This window comes from Nostoc sp. NMS2 (assembly GCF_017115105.1).
Taxonomy (GTDB): Bacteria; Cyanobacteriota; Cyanobacteriia; order Cyanobacteriales; family Nostocaceae; genus Nostoc.
Window position 1 is genome coordinate 1 of the sequence record NZ_JABXKH010000045.1, and the last position, 20,178, is coordinate 20,178.

Annotated in this window: 11 protein-coding genes; 8 read left to right on the forward strand and 3 right to left on the reverse strand. The window is 43.1% G+C overall.

Translation table 11 applies throughout. From position 1 onward, the window contains the following. Positions 1–373 precede the first annotated feature (373 nt). Positions 374–4,474: a tetratricopeptide repeat protein gene (locus HWQ36_RS07190; protein WP_292699736.1), complete on the reverse strand. Its 4,101-nt coding sequence runs from the start codon at positions 4,472–4,474 to the stop codon at positions 374–376. A gap of 1 nt (position 4,475) precedes the next feature. Further along, complete coding sequence (locus HWQ36_RS07195; RefSeq protein ID WP_292699739.1) at positions 4,476–4,802, reverse strand: hypothetical protein; 327 nt, start codon at positions 4,800–4,802, stop codon at positions 4,476–4,478. 206 nt (positions 4,803–5,008) lie between these two features. Here HWQ36_RS07195 and tilS point away from each other — a divergent pair, with 206 nt between their 5' ends. Genes tilS through HWQ36_RS07210 form a run of 3 tightly spaced genes read left to right on the forward strand, consistent with a single transcriptional unit; the run spans position 5,009 to position 6,737 of the window. Beyond that, positions 5,009–6,022: a tRNA lysidine(34) synthetase TilS gene (gene tilS, locus HWQ36_RS07200; RefSeq protein ID WP_292699742.1), complete on the forward strand. Its 1,014-nt coding sequence runs from the start codon at positions 5,009–5,011 to the stop codon at positions 6,020–6,022. Positions 6,023–6,052: 30 nt separating this feature from the next. Continuing rightward, positions 6,053–6,352, forward strand: coding sequence for a type II toxin-antitoxin system HigB family toxin (locus HWQ36_RS07205; protein WP_292699745.1), 300 nt, complete (start codon positions 6,053–6,055; stop codon positions 6,350–6,352). Further along, positions 6,336–6,737, forward strand: a complete 402-nt coding sequence (locus HWQ36_RS07210; RefSeq protein WP_292699748.1) for a hypothetical protein — start codon at positions 6,336–6,338, stop codon at positions 6,735–6,737. The genes HWQ36_RS07205 and HWQ36_RS07210 overlap by 17 nt, the downstream gene beginning before the upstream one ends. A 49-nt stretch (positions 6,738–6,786) precedes the next feature. On the opposite strand, the gene hmpF is transcribed toward HWQ36_RS07210, so the two are convergent. Beyond that, a complete protein-coding gene (gene hmpF, locus HWQ36_RS07215) occupies positions 6,787–8,547 on the reverse strand; it encodes a pilus motility taxis protein HmpF (RefSeq protein WP_292699751.1) in 1,761 nt (586 codons plus the stop codon). 363 nt (positions 8,548–8,910) lie between these two features. Here hmpF and HWQ36_RS07220 point away from each other — a divergent pair, with 363 nt between their 5' ends. The 5 genes from HWQ36_RS07220 to HWQ36_RS07240 all read left to right on the forward strand — a co-directional run bounded on the left by HWQ36_RS07220 (position 8,911) and on the right by HWQ36_RS07240 (position 20,168). Further along, a complete protein-coding gene (locus HWQ36_RS07220; RefSeq protein ID WP_292699754.1) occupies positions 8,911–10,089 on the forward strand; it encodes a response regulator in 1,179 nt (392 codons plus the stop codon). 361 nt (positions 10,090–10,450) lie between these two features. Then, positions 10,451–10,816: a response regulator gene (locus HWQ36_RS07225; RefSeq protein WP_069073698.1), complete on the forward strand. Its 366-nt coding sequence runs from the start codon at positions 10,451–10,453 to the stop codon at positions 10,814–10,816. Positions 10,817–10,829: 13 nt separating this feature from the next. Beyond that, positions 10,830–11,360, forward strand: coding sequence for a chemotaxis protein CheW (locus tag HWQ36_RS07230; protein ID WP_292699768.1), 531 nt, complete (start codon positions 10,830–10,832; stop codon positions 11,358–11,360). 14 nt (positions 11,361–11,374) lie between these two features. Further along, entirely contained in the window at positions 11,375–14,308 is a 2,934-nt protein-coding gene (locus HWQ36_RS07235) for a methyl-accepting chemotaxis protein (RefSeq protein ID WP_292699771.1), read from the forward strand. Between the two features lie 91 nt (positions 14,309–14,399). Beyond that, complete coding sequence (locus HWQ36_RS07240) at positions 14,400–20,168, forward strand: response regulator (protein ID WP_292699774.1); 5,769 nt, start codon at positions 14,400–14,402, stop codon at positions 20,166–20,168. The last annotated feature ends 10 nt before the right edge of the window (positions 20,169–20,178 follow it).

The following is a 20,178-nucleotide window of genomic DNA, read 5'->3' on the forward strand; positions in this document are numbered from 1 at the left end:
GAATTAAATCTTACCCTACCTCGGATGGTGTCACTTTGTTTCCAACAAAGATTGCTGATCAGGCAAGTCCTCTTGTCAATAGGCTTTGAGACGCGCTAACCCTGACGATTAATGGTACTATAAATAAGTACAGACAAAGCCGAAAATGCTGGTCGTACACTAAACCTAGACAATCTAGAATATGGGGTTCCACTCAAGAATAGACATTTTTGTGTCGTCTCCGTGAATGGGTAAAATTCTAGCGGTACTAAGGTAGAACATACTTTTTGTACTTGTTCAACTGTGCGGTGGGGCATCCCGTGCAGTCTAAACAAAGCTCAGTTAATGTCCAACGGGATACCGGGAGTCGCTGAGAAGCCTGTACTGTACTCAGTCAGTGTAGGAGTATGTCACTGTATTCACCCTGCTGTTCTGCCAAATGCCCTAACCACCACAGAGTCATTGCTTTGCCTTTGACATTACCAATGCGTTCAAATATTTCCAAAGACTGATTGAAAAGTGCGATCGCTTCATCCACTTCCCCTTTGTTGGCGTAGATATATCCCAGATTGTTCAACGTCGCCGCTTTGTCTTGGACATTACCAATGCGTTCAAATATTTCCAAAGACTGATTGAAAAGTGCGATCGCTTGATCCACTTCCCCTTTGTTAGCGTAGATAAGTCCCAGTTTGTTCAACGTCGCCGCTTTGCCTTGGACATTACCAAGGCGTTCATTTATTTCCAAAGATTGATTGAAAAGTGCGATCGCTTCATGCACATCCCCTTTGTTAGCGTAGATTATTCCCAAATAGTTCAACGTCACCGCTTTGCTTTGGACATCACCAATGCGTTCACTTATTTCCAAAGACTGATTGTAGAGGGCGATCGCTTCATCCACATCCCCTTTGTTGGCGTAGATCATTCCCAGATTGTGCAACGTCACCGCTTTGGTTTGGACATTACCAATGCGTTCATTTATTTCTAAAGACTGATTGTAGAGTGCGATCGCTTCATCTACTTCCCCTTTGTTGGCGTAGATCATTCCCAGATTGTTCAACGTCACCGCTTTACCTTGGACATTACCAATGCGTTCTTTTATTTCCAAAGACTGATTGTAGAGTGCGATCGCTTCATCCACATCCCCTTTATCGGCGTACATCCGTCCCAGTTCATGCAACGTCGCCGCTTTGCCTTGGACATTTCCAATGCGTTCATTTATTTCCAAAGACTCCTTATAGAGTTTGATCGCTTGATCGACTTCCCCTTTGTCGGCGTACATCCGTCCCAGTTCATGCAACGTTGCCATTTTGTCTTGGACATTTCCAATGCGTTCTTTGATTTTCAGAGACTCTTTGTAGAGTTTGATCGCTTGATCGACTTCCCCTTTCTTGGCGTAGATACCTGCCAGTTGGTGCAACGTCGCTGCTTTACCTTTGACATAACCAATGCGTTTAGTTATTTCCAAAGACTGATTGTAGAGTGCGATCGCTTGATCCACTTCTCCTTTGTTGGCGTAGATACTTGCCAAACAGCTTAAAGTTGCCGCTTTGCCTTCGACATGACTAATGCGTTCTTTTATTTCCAAAGACTGATTGTAGAGTGCGAGTGCTTGATTAACTTCCCCTTTCTTAGCGTAGATAAGTCCCAGATTGTGCAACGTCGCCGCTTTGCCTTCGACACCACCAATGCCTTCTTCTATTTCCAAAGACTGATTGTAGAGTGCAATCGCTTGCTCCACTTCTCCTTTATTGGCGTAGATAAGTCCCAGATTGTGCAACGTCGCCGCTTTGGTTTGAACATTACCAATGCATTCAGTTATTTCTAAAGATTGATTGTAGAGTGCGATCGCTTCATTCACATTCCCTTTATCGGCGTAGATACCTGCCAGACAGTGCAACGTCACCGCTTTGCCTTCGACATCACCAATGCGTTCAGTTATTTCTAAAGACTGATTGCAGAGTGCAATCGCTTCATCGACTTCCCCTTTGTTACCATAGATACCTGCTAAGTTAGCAATAATTGCAGCTTTTTGTGTTTCGTCTGTTTCCAAACAAAATTCAAGCGCTTGCTGATAATACTGCTGTGCTTGTTCAACTTCACCGAGTTTTGCTTGAGAGCGAGCTATTTCATGTAAAACGCGGTAGTCTGGAGTGAGTTCTAAGGTAGATTTGCACAGTTGCACTGATTCCCGAAATCGGCTTTGATTGTTCCAGCTATTTGCTAAAGAGAAGGCTATTTTCCCCGCAATTTCTCCATCCTTCCCCAGCAACACCAACCGATGAATTTCTAAACTTTGTGCTTCCGTAGCAGTTTCCGCCTCTTCCCACCACAGGCGATATAAAATTTGTGCAGCTTGTTTATACAACTCTTCACCCTTGGGGTTTTCTGGAAACTCTAGCAACGGTGACAAAATCCGGGGAACACGATACAACCTCTCTGTGTTGTTGGTGAGGGTAACTTCCAACAAACCCAAAATTTCAGCGCGTTGAATATGACTTTCCCAACTTGAGATATCCTCACAAATCGGGTCAATAGCAGCTAGAGGAACAGGTAACTCATACACCAACAACTTCCCCAGCATAAGACGCAAAGCTGGAGTTTGCTGCTTCAGCAATACCTGTGCCAAAATATCCTCACGAAATTCCTTTTCCTTATCTGCCATCTTTTGCAGAATCATCTCAACTCCCCTCTCGGCTTCTGGCGACTTCGGGGAATTTTGCAAAATCTTATCTAACCATTCCAACAGCCGAGGATTTCCATCTGCTGCTTTTTTGGCACGTTCGGGCAAATCTGGCTGAAATTGCCAACTGCCATTAAACGAATCCAGACGATTATACTTTTTAATTAAATCTGCCCCACCCAAAGCACCCAGAGGTTCGCGGTACAGACGTTTATCCAGTTCCGACAATGTGAAATTGTAGCGACAGGTAATAATTACCTTGTGGGGAAGTTGGGAACTTTGCATCGCCTTCAGCAACGCCAGCAGTACCTCCACAACTTGTGGTTGCAAGACATAAACCCCATTGCGTAAATCCAAATTAGCCTCAAAGTCATCCAGCACAAAGGCAAAGCGCTGTTCTTTGGTATTCAGTCCTTCAGTGAAAAACTTGGTGAGGCGCTGCATCAACGGTAACTTGCCATTGAGTATTTCATGCCCCCGTTCCGAGGTACATTGTTCCGCAAGGGTTTTGAGCAGTTTGTCCTCATCCAGTTGCCGAAAGTTCACCAGCCTGTGATAGCCAACCATCCTTTCCAGAAGTCGCGCCGTCACAGTACTCTTACCCACACCCCCCAGTCCGTGAATTAGTACCCCTAATGAAGTGCGAATAGCTTTGAGACAACGTTGCAAAGTCCGCCGTCTGCCAACAAACTCAGAGGGTTTCGCCACCCGCACCTGTTGGGTATCGGGATCTAAAAACTGTTGGTATGCAGGTTCCGGCGCAGAGGGTGGCAAATCTCCCAACAGTTCCACCAACGCACCGGGACATTCTCCCTGGACATATAACCGCAACAAATGCCAGTCACCCACTTTCTGTTTAAACAACTGCTGGTAAGTGCTAGCGAGTGCTTGTGCTAATTGATATCCGGCTGCCAATTTCCCGTAGAGGTGCGCGGCGGCGGCTGTAGCAGTCCGATCTTCCACAGGCCGCCCCCAACTTAAAACTGCCCTCGCCCCCTGTGCAATAAGCGCCTCAGCCATAGAAGGGACAGCCCCTTTATCTGGTGCTTGTCCAGTCCGACACCCAGATAAAAACACCAATTTGGGAAAGCGAAACCGGAAGACTTCCGCCAGTTCTGCGGCTGTGGTTTCGTGGCGATCGCCGATTTCCGTCTCAGTGATAAAGTAAGGCGTGTAAGGTGCTTCATCTTTAATTGAGGCGTGTCCTGTGAGGTGAAACACATCAAAGTCATCAAGATAGCGACTCCACACCTTACCCAACTCGCTAACGCAACCGCTTTCTTCCACCCGCAAATCTACAGCAAAATCTCGCGTATCAGCCAGAATTCTCGCCTCTTCCTGTTCAAACTCTAACTTTGGTTCCACATCTTCCGGGTCGGTTGCCATAAACAATACTCGCAATTGTCGTGCTTCCACAGAAAACGCTTCTGTTTCTTTCTCAATCCAGCGCAGAGGTAACACCACTGGATTAACCCGCTTCACCAAAAAATCCTGACCATCATGCAGCACTTCCCAAGGTAGATGTGCCAGTTTTTGCTCAGTATCAATGGCAATTACCAACCCCTCACCGCGACAGTTAGCAATTCCCCGACTCAACCAGCGTCCATCCCCATCCAACCAAAAAAATAACTGCTTCCCGATTCCTGGTAAATTGGGCAGCAGTTTATAGTAATCTCGTTCTCCTTGCTTGAGGAAATCAGCGATTTCTGCTAATTTCAGGCGACGTGATTCATAGTGCTTTATTTGAGGTAGCCAATACCTGAGTTCAACTGTTTCCTGCGTACTTTCCCGAAGTTGAATGCGGATAGTTTGCACTTTATTTGCTAAGAGATTTGAGGATTTCCGTGATTTCCTCTATAGTAGCTTCTTCGAGTAAAATCCTGTTTCCAGTATCAGGGTCAAGAATTTCCACATCAAATTGCTTTCCTGGATGGGATTTATGCCATTCTTGATACCATTTGCGGATTTGTTCAGCTAAAGCAGCAGCACCACCCACAATCCCGATAATAGTAGCGATCGCCGCTAGAGTTCCCTCTCTTTGCGTCGGAACTTCATAGCTTCCCGATATTCCAGGAATTTCTAGCAATGCTTCGGCTGCTGTTGGTGCGTCTTCGCCTTCGATTCCGATTTGAATTTCTGCCATAAGGTTATCTGGGAATTTATACAGTATTTTTATCTCACGCAAAGGCGCAAAGAAGAAAGGATTTCTAAATTATTTATTTTGTGTTACCTAATTATCTTGGGACGTAGCGAATTATCTTTAGAAAACCTCCGCGTACCTTTGCGTTGAAAAAAAGTTACGATTTGAAACGGTATTAGCAATGTAGAAGCATCATTATCAATTACTTTATGGTATGGACTCCTCTACATGCAAAAATCCATCGCACAATGCGATCGCGCCACTTATTTGAGCGCAACCAGCGGTTATTAATCGCTGTTTCCGGCGGACAAGATTCTCTGTGTTTAATAAAATTACTTTTAGATTTACAATCCAAATGGGGATGGGATTTAGGTATTGCTCACTGCGATCATCGCTGGCGTTCTGACTCCCAAGCTAATGCTCATCACGTTGAAAACTTAGCTAAAACTTGGGGTATATCTTTTTATTTAGAAACAGCGATCGCTCCTATAAATAGTGAAGCTGTTGCACGGGATTGGCGCTATCAAGCTTTAAGTGCGATCGCTCAGTCAAACAATTATCAGTATATAGTTACCGGACACACCGCTAGCGATCGCGCAGAAACTCTCCTCTACAATTTAATTCGTGGTACTGGTGCCGATGGTTTACAAGCCCTGACTTGGCAACGCACCCTAATTACAGGCATTATGCTAGTGCGTCCACTTTTAGAAATTACTCGCACCCAAACAGAGCAATTTTGTCAAGAATTTAAATTACCAATTTGGGAAGATTCCACAAATCAAGATTTGCAATACGCCCGTAACCGTATCCGCCAAGAGTTGATACCATATTTGCGAGAAAATTTCAACCCCCAAGTAGAATCAGCCTTAGCCCAAACAGCAGAACTTCTCCAAGCCGAAGTGGAATATTTGGAAAAAGCCGCACAGGAGTTGCGGGAAGAGGCGATAAGTGGGGGAGATGAGGGAGAAATATCTTCCTCATCCTCCTCATCTCCCTTTGCTTTCCCCTTGAGGTTAAATCGTCGGGTATTGCAGAAAGCGCCATTGGCGTTGCAACGTCGGGCGATGCGTCAGGTATTGCAGCAAATATTGACTCACGCACCTGGTTTTGAACACATTGAGAAATTAACGGCTTTAATTACAGCGCCAAACCGTTCGCAAACCGATCCATTTCCTGGTGGTGCGATCGCTCAAGTAGAAGGCGATTGGATCTGTTTTAAATAGTTATTTAAAGGCTTTTTGTTATCAGGTACGATGCACATTATTAGTTTTAGAATATTAAGAGAATATGCAGAAAACCATGCAGATTGTCAGGAAGCATTAAGCAATTGGTATAAGGTTGCCACTAAAGCGAAATGGCCAAATTTAATTGAAGTACAGCAGGTTTTTCCTAAAGCTGAAGCTGTTGGTAATTTTACAGTTTTCAATATTAAAGGAAATAAATATCGCTTAATTGCTAGTATAGATTATGAAGGGCAGTTAATTTATATTAAGTATATCCTCACCCATGCGGAGTACGATAAGGAGAACTGGAAAGATGACCCTTACTTTTAATCCAGATAAATACAAGGAATTATTAACAGTTTATCTTCCTAAGCTGATAAAAAGTGAAGCTGAAAATGAGCAAGCTTTAGGGATAGTGGAAGATTTAATGCACCGAGAACGCACCCCCGAAGAAGAAGAACTTTATCAGTTATTAATTACTTTAATTGAGAAATTTGAACAAGAATATTATCAGCCAAACCAGCAGAATAATCCTATATCTATGTTGTTATTTATTTTAGAAGAATCTGAGAGAAGTAGAGATGATTTAGTAGCGATTTTAGGAACAGAAGATTTGGTTGATAATATTTTAAATGGACAAGAAAAAATAAATACAGAAGAAGCGCGTAAGCTGGGAGAGTTTTTTCATGTAGAATCTAGTTTATTTATGGAATAATAACTAAATTCGTAGTTGGGCTTTAGCTAGGCTAAAGCCCCAGAAATTGTTAAGATGCTAATAATTCTGGCTGAGGCATTAAACCTTGGAGAGTATGACGCAACTGAGCGATCGCTTGGACTTGATAATCACCAGTTTCCTGGAATTTATCCAAAGATTCTCCAATTCCTTGCAGCTTTTGCCGTAAGCCATCAAGAGAATCCTGAATTGGTTGTAGTGCTTCTTGATAAAGATTGACTCGACCACAATATTCAGCAGATGTTCTTCGCAGGGACAGCAAATTTTCTTCGATCGCTTTCAGTTCTTGGCGCTTTTCATCCAAATCGTGAGTTTGATTGTCAATCATTCCCTGATTTAGCTCAATACCAGAACGGATTTGATCAATTTCACGTTCTAGCTTTTGGATTTCCTGCGAATATTGTTGTCGCTGGGTTTCAATTTGTAACAGAACCGGTTCTAAATTAACTTTATTACCCTCTTCTTCCTCAACAACAGTATGTCCCTGTCGCCGTAGCAATACAGCCTGGTGTTGCTTGAGAAACTTCTGATGCTGTAACATATTGCGGCGTTGCCCCACCAAACTGGAGTTTAGCATCTGATAGAGGTCTTTTTCATCCGTTAATTCCAGTTCCAAATTGATGTGATCTTGGTCAGATGCTTGGCTTAATTTATTTTGCAGCCCTTCTATAGCTTCTTCTTTATATTTCAGTTCTTGTTCTTGATCGTGAACAAAGCTAGCATCTATTTCCAGCTTATGCTGCAAGTCTTGGACTATCTTTTGTAGTTCTTCTAAAGACATTTTATCCAAAGCTTCCACATTAGCTTGCTGGCCGAGAACTACATCACCAGATGTTGCAGCTAAAGAGTGAATTTGTTGATATAACTCTTCGGCGTTTCGTAACTGCTCTTTGATTATCCGCGCATACTCTTGCTTGCTGGTCAGGTCAGCTGTATTTATCTGCAATTGGGCTGTTTGCTGAACTAGAGTATTTTGTGCTTCTTGCAATGCATTTTGGCGATCGCTAAATGTTTGTGACAACCGCTCCACTTCTTCTTGCTGTTGTGCGATCGCAGTTTTTTCTGCTTCTAGTTTTTGCCAGTGCGGGTTTAGAGTCCCCTGCTGCTTTTCCACCAATTCAAAAGCCAGATGCAGGTGTTCTCTGACTGTTTCTGTGGGAGCTACGCGACTAGATAAGCGATCGAGTAACTCACTCATTACCCGACTTTGCTCTTCATCTAAAACTGTCCCCTGCTTAAAATCCGCAAGATGTTCTTCTAGACGGCGCTGCTCACCCCGCAAATGTTCCCAAGCGCCTTCCAATTCTAGGCGGTTGCGTTCAACTTCTGTTTGTAACCGTTCAATTTCCTGGCGGGATGTATCAACTTCTTGTTTTTGCTGCTCCAGTTGTTGCAACTCCGCTTCCATGTTTTGCAACTGTTCTGAGCGGACTTCCATGTCCATTTCACGGCGATTCAACTCTTGCGCCTGAAACGTTAACGACTGTTTCCACTGATCGATTTCATCTTCCTTGAGCTTAAATTTCTCCAATTGGCGGGAAAAATTCTGCAAAATATTGACTAGTGGCCGTCCTGCTTCTTGAATTCGCTGCACTTGACGATTCGGATTCAGTTCAACCAGTACCAAAGCGCCATCATTTAATTTGCTTGCGTCCTCAGCAGCAATCACTTCTTCCGACACAGTACTCCAATTCTGGTCAGTTCGCTGACAAGCTAGCAGTTTCAATTCGGTTTTGCCACCGCCACTGAGTAAACCACCTTTCTGTTTTTGTACTTCTGCTAAATACAGCACACCGTTAGTCCTTTATTGATGCACTTAAAGTTCATGTTTTGGGATATACCTTAAATAATTCTGTTAACTTGTCTCACTGAACCCAGGTTTAGGAGAACAAGACAGACAAAACTATAGACGCAATATGTTACGCCTTGATATTTATAAAAGCGAGTTTGTCGCGCCTTTATATTTTGTACTGATGACAGTGATGATGACTTCCGTGTTAACACTAGCTTTGTCCAAGTGTATTACGAAAAATTAAGCTTTATAGCTGAATCTATTCCCTAATGCCAACAAGGAGAAGGGTAAAAATCTTGCCAATACTCCATAATCAATACTGAATTCAGAATTCAGAATTCAGCAATACTTCTTTTTAGGTAAATGCAGGGAAATTTAAGTGAAATTGATATTTGCAGTATCCTGCAATTGATTGAGTTGGGACAGCGAACAGGACAACTATGGGTGAGAGCTACTAGCTCTCACCATAACAACAAGCAAAGTGGAGAGGGAGCAAGTATTTATCGCCCCAAGCAACAGTCTTGGTTCGTTTTTTTCCTCAATGGTCAAATAATCTATTGCCGAGAAGGTGAGAGTAATTTATCCAGAATTAACGATTATTTACGTCATTATCGAGTCGAGATGCGACTCACCGACAAACAAATTGCCTCTCTACCATCAACCGACTCACCAGAGTATGCCTATCTGTGGGCACTTTTGGAGCGGAATATTATCAACCCCAAGATAGCTGGTAGTATCATTCATGGCTTGGTGCATGAAACTCTGTTTGATCTGCTGAGTTTACACCAAGGAAACTTCATTTTTCATCAAGGTGCGGCACTTGCCCCACAATTAAACACTTTCGAGATTGCTCCATTTGTTACAAAAATTACGAAGCAGGTGCAAGAGTGGAAGGAACTCTATCCACACATTCAGTCTCCCGAACAATTGCCAGTGCTATCTGACAAAGTTCAGCTACAATCCTCGCTACCAGAAGCAACCGTAGAGAAATTACAACATTGGGCTGATGGTAAAACATCCTTGCGTCAACTAGCTCGCTATCTCAACCGAGACATTTTGACAGTTGCTAAGGCAATATATCCTTACGTGCAACAGAGTTGGCTACAACTTGTATATTCAGTCACAACTCAACCAGATACCCACAATGACAACTGGGAATTGAAGGGAAAACACAGAGGGCGGATAGTATGTATTGACGATGCGATCGCCATCGGTGAGACTATAAATTCCATCTTACAAGCACAAGGTTATGAAGCGATCGTTCTCACCAATCCCTTAGAGGCACTGAGTCTGGTTTTTCAACTCAAACCAGATTTAATTTTCTGCGATATCGCCATGTTGGAATTGGAAGGGTACGAGGTTTGCGCTATGCTGCGACATTCCACAGCATTTCGGCTCACACCGATTATCATGCTTACTGGTAAAGATGGATTTATTGATCGAGTCAAAGCTAGTATGGTCGGGGCAACAGATTATTTAACAAAACCATTTACAGACACTGAATTACTCATGATCGTAGAAAAATATCTCAACAACCAATGAAAATTGGGCATTGGGCATTGGCCAAACAGGGCATGAAGAAGAGACAAGGGAGACAAGGAAGAGGGGGGAGACAAGGAAGAGACTATTCAATAATTCCCCCTTGTCTCCCTTGTCCTCCTTGTCTCCCTGCTCCCTGCTCCCTCATCCCCCTCATCCATGAAGCATATAAACAGATAGAAGATTTGTTGATCTACTAAAAGATGAGTAAAAAGATGTTATCACAGAGTCAGCTAACTCAGTGAAACGTCAATCTCAGGGAAAATAGTGAAGACATAAAATTAATTTATACAGTTAATCATTGCGGAGGAATCAGGGAATGTTCCAAACAGGAACGTCTACATCAGGAGGTAAATAGACATTTATGAGTACAGTTCTGATTGTGGAAGACAGTATCGCGCAAAGGGAGATGATTACAGACCTCCTGAAAGCAACTGGCCTAACAGTTACTCATGCCAGTGACGGATTAGAAGCATTGGAGGCAATTCAAATAGCACCTCCCGATTTAGTGGTGTTGGATATTGTCATGCCCCGGATGAACGGCTACGAAGTTTGTCGGCGGTTAAAATCCGATCCAAAAACCCAAAATGTCCCTGTGGTTATGTGTTCTTCCAAAGGCGAAGAATTCGATCGCTACTGGGGCATGAAACAGGGTGCAGATGCCTACATAGCCAAACCGTTTCAACCAACCGAGTTGGTAGGAACAGTCAAACAACTGCTGCGAGGATAAGGATAAAAGCAATATGGTCAGCAAACCGGACTTTTTAAGTGGTAGCGGTCAAGACCACTTCCGACCAGAATTACAAGTAGAAAGTCCTGAAGGTGAGTTACATTTGAGATTTTACATTCCCTCGCATCAGGAGTTTGCACTACAAGCAACTGGCATTCGGGAGGTAATTGAACTAAGTCCTGATAGAATCACCCCGATTCCTAATGCTTCTCCTTTACTTTTGGGTACTCTAAATTTACGAGGTCGAGTTATTTGGGTGGCTGATTTGGGTCAATTTCTAGGGGAAGCAAGTGCATTAAACACGGATAGAGCGGAAATTTCGGTGATTGCCATCGAAGAGCAAGAGACAATAGTGGGTTTAGCAGTAGAGGAAATCGGTGGTATGGACTGGTTAGATGTCCAGAATCTCATGCCACCAACTAGTGTTCCAGATACTATGGTTCCCTTTCTACGTGGAGAGTGGCTATTAAGTGCTAAAAATAATCAGTGTCTACGACTGCTCGATCAAATGGCAATTGTACGGAGTGCTAGGTGGGCAGGATGAAATTGGAGGAGGAAATGGCAGCAAGTATTGATAATTACGAGCCAACGTATCAACAGGCGATGACCGCCTATGTTCAAAGAAATTATGAGGTTGCCGCCACTTTAGTTGATCGAGTGGTGCAAAATCTACCAAATGACCCCAACACTCATTTATTAAGGGGTCACATCTACTATGTTTTGCAGCAGTACGATGTCGCAAAAGAAGAATATCAACAGGTATTAAGCTTGACTAACGATCAAGAAATTATTGTTTTTGCCAATAATGGAATTGAGAATATCAATCAATATTTACAGTCATTTGGTGGACAGATTGATACATCAGAAAGTCAAGAGCAAATAAATTCCTCAGAGATGTCTAATCCACTGGCATATAGCGAACCAGAATTAGAAGATTTGGGCGCTAGTGAGGAGTTTGACAGTAATAACCTTGATTTGAACTTTTTTGGAGAGCATCAACAAACTGTGGATGGGGTTGAAGAACTATCTTCAAATAGTCCATTTGATATCCCCACAGAAGATAGTATTGGAACAAGAAAAATATCAGATTCTTCTATAGCTTTTGGTGATGACCCTTTTGCTTTGGATGAAGAATCAGAGGAACAAGATTTAAATAGTAGTAGTTATGAGGAAAAAACAGAATTAGAATTGCCTGCTTTTTGGCAGGAAGATATTTCAGAAGAGAGCCATGAAGAATCATTAGTAAATAGTCATTTTTCAGAGAATGAGATAAATCCCGATCGCGAAAATTCAGCTATTAACAATAATAACTCTTCATCTTCTAATTCCCCAACCAGTAGTAGCGAAAATAATTTCTCTGATTTGTTGAGTGAGCCAAAGTCTCCAGAGCTTAAGATTGGGAATTTAGAATATAAAAACTCTAATTTTGGAGACGAGACTTTATTTATTGTTGTTGAAGAAGAACCTAAAAATAGTTCAAAAACTACAAATAACAACAGTAAATATGATTTACCTGAAACCGAATCATCCGATTGGTTGAAGTCACAAAAGTTGGAAACAGAACAAGAGTTTCAACCAGAATTATCTGATAATTATTCATCTTTTAAGAGCGATATACCTCTGGAAGAAAAGCAGATGAAATCAGGTGAAATCATCAACAAAAATAGCTTTGATGATGAAAACTTTGATATGGAAGCATTTGAGTCTGCCTTTGGCTCAGATGGTTTAAGTTCTTATGAAGACTCAAACAATATACTGAATGGAGAAAATTCTAAGAGCAATATTGACTTTTTAGATGACTTTGAGGAATTTGACGATTTAGGAAACATTCCAGGGTTTGACCTGATCGAAGAAAATTCTAACTTTGGTAATGCAGCAATGTATTCTGCTCCAGCAGAAACTAGTAGCAGTGGACGCTCTCAAGGCACGGATACTTCTGGAAGCAATGCAGCCGATCGCGAAGAGGAACTATTCTCGATGACTGGTTCCCATGAAGGAGTTCCAGTCTTTAGCCAAACAGATGTTTCAAAACTAGAACCTAACGTTAGCGTCGAGCAAGGCTGGTTAGCACCATTAGAGAATGCCTCCATAGAACGGAAACAATGGTTAATTGCTGGAAGTGTGGGCATTGTCTCAGCGCTGGTTGTAGCCACAGTTAGCTTTGTGGCCACCACGTTTTCGCCAGCCCAACAACGTGAATCAGTCCGAAACACAGGTTGGGCAATGTCCCTAGCTGCTGGGATTGCAGGTTTTACCACCGCAGGCTTCATGGGGAATTTTGCACTCAAACAAATTCGGCGCACAACTAACGATCTGCAAGCTCAGTTTGAAGCTGTACGCCAAGGAAATTTGAATGCTCAAGCTACAGTGTTTTCCGAAGATGAATTGGGGCATTTAGCCACTGGCTTTAATGAAATGGCGCGGGTAATTTTCACAACTACAAGTGAAGCCCAACGGAAAGCCGATGAACAAGAGGAAGCCAAGGAAAACCTGCAACGTCAGGTGATTCGTCTCTTGGATGATGTGGAAGGTGCTGCTAGAGGCGATTTAACAGTCCAAGCTGAAGTGACAGCCGACGTACTAGGAGCCGTAGCCGACGCTTTTAACTTGACAATTCAAAACCTGAGAGATATTGTGCAACAGGTAAAAGTGGCAGCGAAGGATGTAACAAAAGGTGCAACCAACTCTGAAACTTTTGCTAGAGCCTTATCTAGTGATGCTTTGCGCCAAGCAGAAGAGTTAGCAGTAACGCTGAATTCTGTACAGGTAATGACCGACTCGATTCAGCGAGTCGCAGAGGCGGCACGAGAAGCCGAAACCGTTGCTCGTGATGCTAGCACGATCGCTCTCAAAGGTGGCGAAGCAGTAGAAAATACCGTCGCAGGGATTTTAGAAATTCGAGAAACCGTTGCCGAAACCACTCGCAAAGTGAAGCGGTTGGCGGAATCTTCTCAAGAAATTTCTAAAATTGTGGCGTTGATTTCGCAGATTGCTTCCAGAACCAACTTGTTAGCACTCAATGCTAGTATTGAGGCCGCAAGAGCGGGAGAAGCTGGACGCGGGTTTGCGATCGTAGCAGACGAAGTGCGCCAGTTAGCAGATAAATCTGCTAAATCCCTGAAGGAAATTGAACAAATTGTGATGCAAATCCAAAGCGAAACAGGCTCTGTAATGACCGCGATGGAAGAAGGCACACAACAAGTAATTAAAGGGACAAAATTGGCAGAAGAAGCCAAGCGATCGCTCGAAAACATTATTCAAGTGGCGAATCGCATCGATATTCTTGTGCGCTCTATTACCAGCGACACTGTGGAACAAACTGAAACCTCCCGCGCCGTCGCTCACGTAATGCAATCAGTAGAACTGACCGCCCAAGAAACTTCCCAGGAAGCACAGCGAGTTTCAGGTGCCCTACAACACTTAGTAGGTGTATCCCGTGACTTGATCGCCTCCGTTGAACGTTTCCGAGTGGAAACGATGGAAACCAGATAAATTGTCATTTGTCCTTTGTCTTTTCTTATTTGCTAATGACCAATGACCAATGACTAATAACTAATGACTAATGACTCTTGACTAAAAAACTATGCTGCCGGAACAACAACAGAGGATTTTGGGTTACTTTATCGAAGAAGCCAGGGATCACCTGAATACCATTGAGCAGGGGTTACTGAATCTAGAAGGTACCCTGAACGACCCGGAAATGATCAGTGAAGTCTTCCGGGCTGCTCACTCCATCAAAGGAGGAGCGGCGATGCTTGGATTGACTAGCATCCAGCATACCTCCCACCGTCTGGAAGATTGTTTCAAAGTTCTTAAAGATAATCCGGTTCAGATTGACCAAAAATTAGAGTCTTTATTTCTTGGTGTATCTGATACCCTGAAATCGCTGTTAGAGCATTTGAGCGGGCCCTATGGTCTTTCTGAAGATGCAGCTAATACTTTGATGTCAGAAACAGAGCCAGTCTTTCAATGGCTGTATCAACATCTAGAACTACTTGTAGAACAAGGAAAGAGTGGAGTAGTCAGCAATTCTGACGCAACAGAACTCCACACAACCTCTGTAGAGAATGTCTCCACACTTACAGAACTTTTCCTGCGGCGAGATATTCCTAGCTTGGCAGAAGACACCCATCAGGAATCTCCAGAAATATCTGTCTCAGTAGCACCTCAGCAGGTACATTTGCCAGTCACCGCTAAAGAACATAATAATTGGGGCGAGTTTCAAGCCCAAGTGCTGCAAACACTGCGGGAAATGTTGCAATTGTTTAAGCAAACCACAACACCCTCAACTCGGCAAAACCTTCAACAATCCTGTTACCAGTTAGTCCAACTTGGTGAGACTTGGAATTTGTCCAAGTGGTGTGGTTTGTGTCAAGCAGCAGCCAGTGCGATCGGCAATCCTGAAAATACTTATCTGACTTTAGCTAAAATTGTCATTACCGAAATCAAGCAAGCTCAAGAATTAGTCCTGCAAGGTAGGGAAACCGAAATTGCAATTAGTCAGCAACTAGAAGCACTTTTGAGCTTGGCAGAAATTGAGTTGTTAGAAGTTACCCCTGATTTGTTTGATGAACAGTCTGCGGCTTTGACAGAATCATTAACTACGTCAGAGCCAATTTTATCTGGCAACACCGAGCAGTTAGACCTAGCCCAAACAACCGACGAACTTCATCTAGATAAAGATACTAGCGATCGCCCCTATATTCAACAAGGGACAGCACTCAACGCTGCAACTCACACTAGTTTTTCTTTCACCACACATGACGAAGCACATCCAATCAGTAACAATCTTGACCCCAATGGGCCAGAGGTAGGAATAGCTGAGTTAAATACCCTTGCCGATTTATTTGAAGGTGAAACTCCTGAACTAGATGAAACTTGGCATCAAGAAGAAACCTTAGATATTGTTGCCACTGATGATTTTGGAATTGATTTCAGCAGTACTGATGCTGAGGATGCTCATAGCGATTTATCTGATTTACTCTCCTTGGATCAAGTAGCAACTACAGCCACGACGGAAGATTTATCCCTGTTATTTGGCGATAATTTCCTAGAAAAAGAGAATTCAGAACCGCAACATCAACAAATATCTGCTACGACTCCAGAGTTAAGTTCTATTAACGTACTTGATATAAATTTAGACTCTTCTTCCGAAGATTTACAAGAATTTATTGATATTCCTAGTGAGACAAACCAGCTTGCTGATGTCAACCAAAACGATGTAGTTGAAGATTTATTGACACTGGCACTAGATGATGATAATGAAATATTGCCTACAGACGAAGTGACTCAATCAGAAACTGAGACATTCGCCAGTGTGGAATTATCGACCAATCAACCAAATAGTTTTGATAACTTATTATCAGAAACTAAAAATGCAAATTGGGTAGAAGAAATTACCCCTAGTGATTATATAGAATTACCCCAGGAAACAGACTTATCTTCAGACAATCTGTTTGCTGAAATGGAAGAAGAGATACTATTGCCTACAAGCGAATCAGACATCGGTGATTTGTTTGATATATCTACGGTAACAACACCTGAATTTTCTCAATCAGAAAATGATCTGAGTAGCTTCTGGAATCAGGAAAGTATAGAGGAACAAGAAGAATTTAATTCCTTAATTGAGCAGAATGTGGAAAGGGCGTTAGAGGAGAGTTTGTTTGCTACGACTGATGATATCTTTGCTGACAGTCAGCAGTCTATACCTTCTGCTAGAGACAGTTTGGGCTTGGAAGAATTGGATATCAATTTCCAGCCCGAAGAGCAGCTAGATTTGATATTCTCATCAGATTCTGGAAATGATTTATTTGATGAATTAGCACAGAGTGACTCAACTATTTCTCCGGTAATCAGCAATACCTCCACGCCGGAAACGCCTTTGTTTGCACAGCATCTAGGGGAAGAAATTCTCAGTCCGCAACAACCAGATTTAGATTTTGCTCCAGAATTTACTCATCAGCCCCCAGAAATATCTGCTGAACTTGATTCATTCGGCTCTTTCGATGAAAATCCACAACTGCTGTTTGAAGATGTAGCTACATCCACCTATATTCAGATGGAAACCACAGAGAATACTGTGGATGAACTATCTCTGACAGAAACTTTAGATTCAGTCCCAGCACAGCCAGATGAGTTGTTCGGCTCTTTCGATGAAAATCCGCAACTGCTGTTTGAAGATGTAGCTACATCCACCTATATTCAGATGGAAACCACAGAGAATACTGTGGATGAACTATCTCTGACAGAAACTTTAGATTCAGTCCCAGCACAGCCAGATGAGTTGTTCGGCTCTTTCGATGAAAATCCGCAACTGCTGTTGGAAGATGTAGCTACATCAACCTATATTCAGATGGAAACCACAGAGAATACTGTGGATGAACTATCTCTTATAGAAACTTTAGATTCAGTCCCAGCACAGCCAGATGAGTTGTTCGGCTCTTTCGATGAAAATCCGCAACTGCTGTTGGAAGATGTAGCTACATCAACCTATATTCAGATGGAAACCACAGAGAATACTGTGGATGAACTATCTCTTACAGAAACTTTAGATTCAGTCCCAGCACAGCCAGATGATTTGTTCGACTCTTTCGATGAAAATCCGCAACTGCTGTTGGAAGATGTAGCTACATCAACCTATATTCAGATGGAAACCACAGAGAATACTGTGGATGAACTATCTCTTACAGAAACTTCTTTAGATATTAGTTTTGGTGAAACTTCAGATTCAGCCCAAACAAACTTAGAAATTTTAGTAACTGAGGAGAAAAATAATTTAGAAACTGCTTTTGAATTCCCAGAAAACACAGATTTGGAGGATACAGGACTGGGTTTTGAAAATGATTTATTGTTTACAGAAACTGTTCTATTAGAAGCAACCAACCAAGAAGAATTAGAAGAAAACGCGGCAACAATTGATTCGCAAGATGTCAATGACTTTACACAAACGATTATTCAGGAAGATGTAGAAACCGATTTATATGATTTAGGAGAGACATCTGAATCTGTAACAGTGTCAGAGGAAGAAAATGCTATTGTTGCCTCAAGTGAAGAAGTGGTAACGACAGAAACCGTTGAAGTAGTTGCTCCAGAAGATGATTTTGCGGACTTGGAAGCATTACTAGGAGAAGAAATAGCACTTAACCCCAAAGCTACCTCAATACCAGATGTAGATTTTGCAGCCCTAGAAGAATTGCTCGGTACAGATAACAATAGCGATGTCTACGACGGGCTACGTCAACGCCAGCCCTTCAATACTCAACCAGTCTTGGCGAAAAATGACGTTCCATCACCAGGTATAGATGAATTTGGTGACTTGGAGAAGTTGCTGGCAGAAGCGGATCAAAAAATATCCCATTCACCAGCAGCAAAATCGAACACCAGCAAACCTCCCCGTCCCTCTACTCGCCGGGCTGCAAGATTTGAAGAAACGATGAAGGTTCCAGTTAAGCAACTGGACGATATGAGTAATTTAGTCGGGGAGTTGGTGGTAAATCGCAATACCTTAGAGCAAGATCATGAACGGCTAAGACAGTCATTAGATAACTTGCTGATTCAGGTACAACAACTCTCGGATGTGGGCGCAAGGATGCAAGAGTTGTACGAGCGATCGCTCCTAGAAGCCTCTCTATTAGCTGGACGCAAAAAGAAAGACTCCAGCTTACAAGCGCCTGATTCCAATGCCGACAGGGGTTTTAGCGAGTTAGAAATGGATCGTTTTACTCCCTTCCATACACTCTCACAGCAGATGATTGAGCGCATTGTGCGAGTCCGTGAGTCGGCTAGTGACATTGATTTTGTCACCGAAGAAACCGAGCGAGTCGCAAGGCAGTTCCGCCAAGTAACCACCCAGCTACAAGAGGGATTAACAAGAGCGCGGATGGTTCCTTTTGCCCAAACTATCGATCGCTGGCGGCGAGGAGTGCGCGACAACGCCATCAAGTGTGGCAAACAAGTAGAGTTGGTAATCGAAGGTGGCGATACCTTAATTGACAAGATGATTTTGGATCATCTGACCGATCCGTTAACTCACATGCTGAATAATGCGATCGCTCACGGTATTGAAACGCCAGAAGAACGACAAGGTGCTGGTAAACCACCTGTGGGAATCATTACTATCCGTGCCTTCCACCAAGGCAACCAAACGATTATTTCTGTAGGCGATGATGGCGCAGGTATCGATTCCGCAAAGGTTAAGGCTAAGGCGGTGAAGATTGGCATGATTACAGAAGCGCAAGCAAAAGCCATGTCTCGCCTAGAAGTCTACGATCTGCTGTTCCAGTCTGGTTTTACAATCAAAGACCAAGCAGATGAAATTTCTGGTCGTGGTGTAGGTATGGACGTAGTGCGTTCCGAGATTAGCGAAATTCGGGGGACAGTGAACACCGATTCTGCGATCGGCAAGGGAACCACCTTCACTATTCGTCTACCACTGACTTTGAGTATTTGTAAAGCTCTTTGCTGCGTCTCCGATCGATCTAGAATTGCTTTCCCGATGGACGGTGTAGAAGATACGCTGGATATCCCAGTGAAAAATATTCAGCACGATGCCAATGGACAATCATTTATTTCCTGGCGCGATACGGTGTTGCCATTCCGACCTCTGAAGGAACTTTTAACCTTCAATCGGCAAATCAGTCGCGGTAATGTCTATGGCGGTACGCGAGATGATGATATGGTTTCTGTGGTTGTGGTGCGATCGGCAAATACCATGATTGCTCTACAGATTGACCTGGTGTTAAGCGAACAAGAAATTGTAATTAAGCAATTTGAAGGGCCAGCACCTAAACCCATTGGTGTAGCTGGTGCTACTGTCTTGGGTGATGGTCGAATTATGCCTATTGCTGACGTGCTAGAAATCATTGACATCTTCCAAGGACGGATTTCTACACAAATAGGTGGCAATTCTTGGCAGCAGAAAGGGGTTCCCGCAGATACATCTCCTGCGAAGATTGATCCGACAGTGTTGATCGTGGATGACTCCATTACAGTCCGAGAATTGCTATCCCTGACATTTAACAAAGCAGGTTATCGCGTAGAACAGGCGCGTGACGGACAGGAAGCTTGGGATAAACTCCGCTCCGGTCTGCCTTGCGATATCGTATTTTGCGACATCGAAATGCCCCGTTGCGATGGTCTGGAATTACTCTCTCGCATTCAGAAAGACTCTAACCTCAACCACCTACCGATCGCTATGCTCACCTCGCGGGGTGCAGATAAGCACAGACAAATTGCCGCTCAACTCGGTGCTAGTGGCTACTTTACCAAGCCCTATCTCGAAGAAGCTCTCCTCGAAGCTGCGGCGCGGATGTTAAAAGGGGAAAAACTTGTTAGCACTACGAGTAATGTTTAAGTAGGTTGGC

Bases quoted from the DNA above. Each gene is read 5' to 3' on its own strand.
- HWQ36_RS07195 (WP_292699739.1), bottom strand. From the start codon at position 4,802: ATGGCAGAAATTCAAATCGGAATCGAAGGCGAAGACGCACCAACAGCA.
- tilS (WP_292699742.1), top strand. From the start codon at position 5,009: ATGGTATGGACTCCTCTACATGCAAAAATCCATCGCACAATGCGATCG.
- HWQ36_RS07205 (WP_292699745.1), top strand. From the start codon at position 6,053: ATGCACATTATTAGTTTTAGAATATTAAGAGAATATGCAGAAAACCAT.
- HWQ36_RS07210 (WP_292699748.1), top strand. From the start codon at position 6,336: ATGACCCTTACTTTTAATCCAGATAAATACAAGGAATTATTAACAGTT.
- HWQ36_RS07220 (WP_292699754.1), top strand. From the start codon at position 8,911: ATGCAGGGAAATTTAAGTGAAATTGATATTTGCAGTATCCTGCAATTG.
- HWQ36_RS07225 (WP_069073698.1), top strand. From the start codon at position 10,451: ATGAGTACAGTTCTGATTGTGGAAGACAGTATCGCGCAAAGGGAGATG.
- HWQ36_RS07230 (WP_292699768.1), top strand. From the start codon at position 10,830: ATGGTCAGCAAACCGGACTTTTTAAGTGGTAGCGGTCAAGACCACTTC.
- HWQ36_RS07235 (WP_292699771.1), top strand. From the start codon at position 11,375: ATGGCAGCAAGTATTGATAATTACGAGCCAACGTATCAACAGGCGATG.
- HWQ36_RS07240 (WP_292699774.1), top strand. From the start codon at position 14,400: ATGCTGCCGGAACAACAACAGAGGATTTTGGGTTACTTTATCGAAGAA.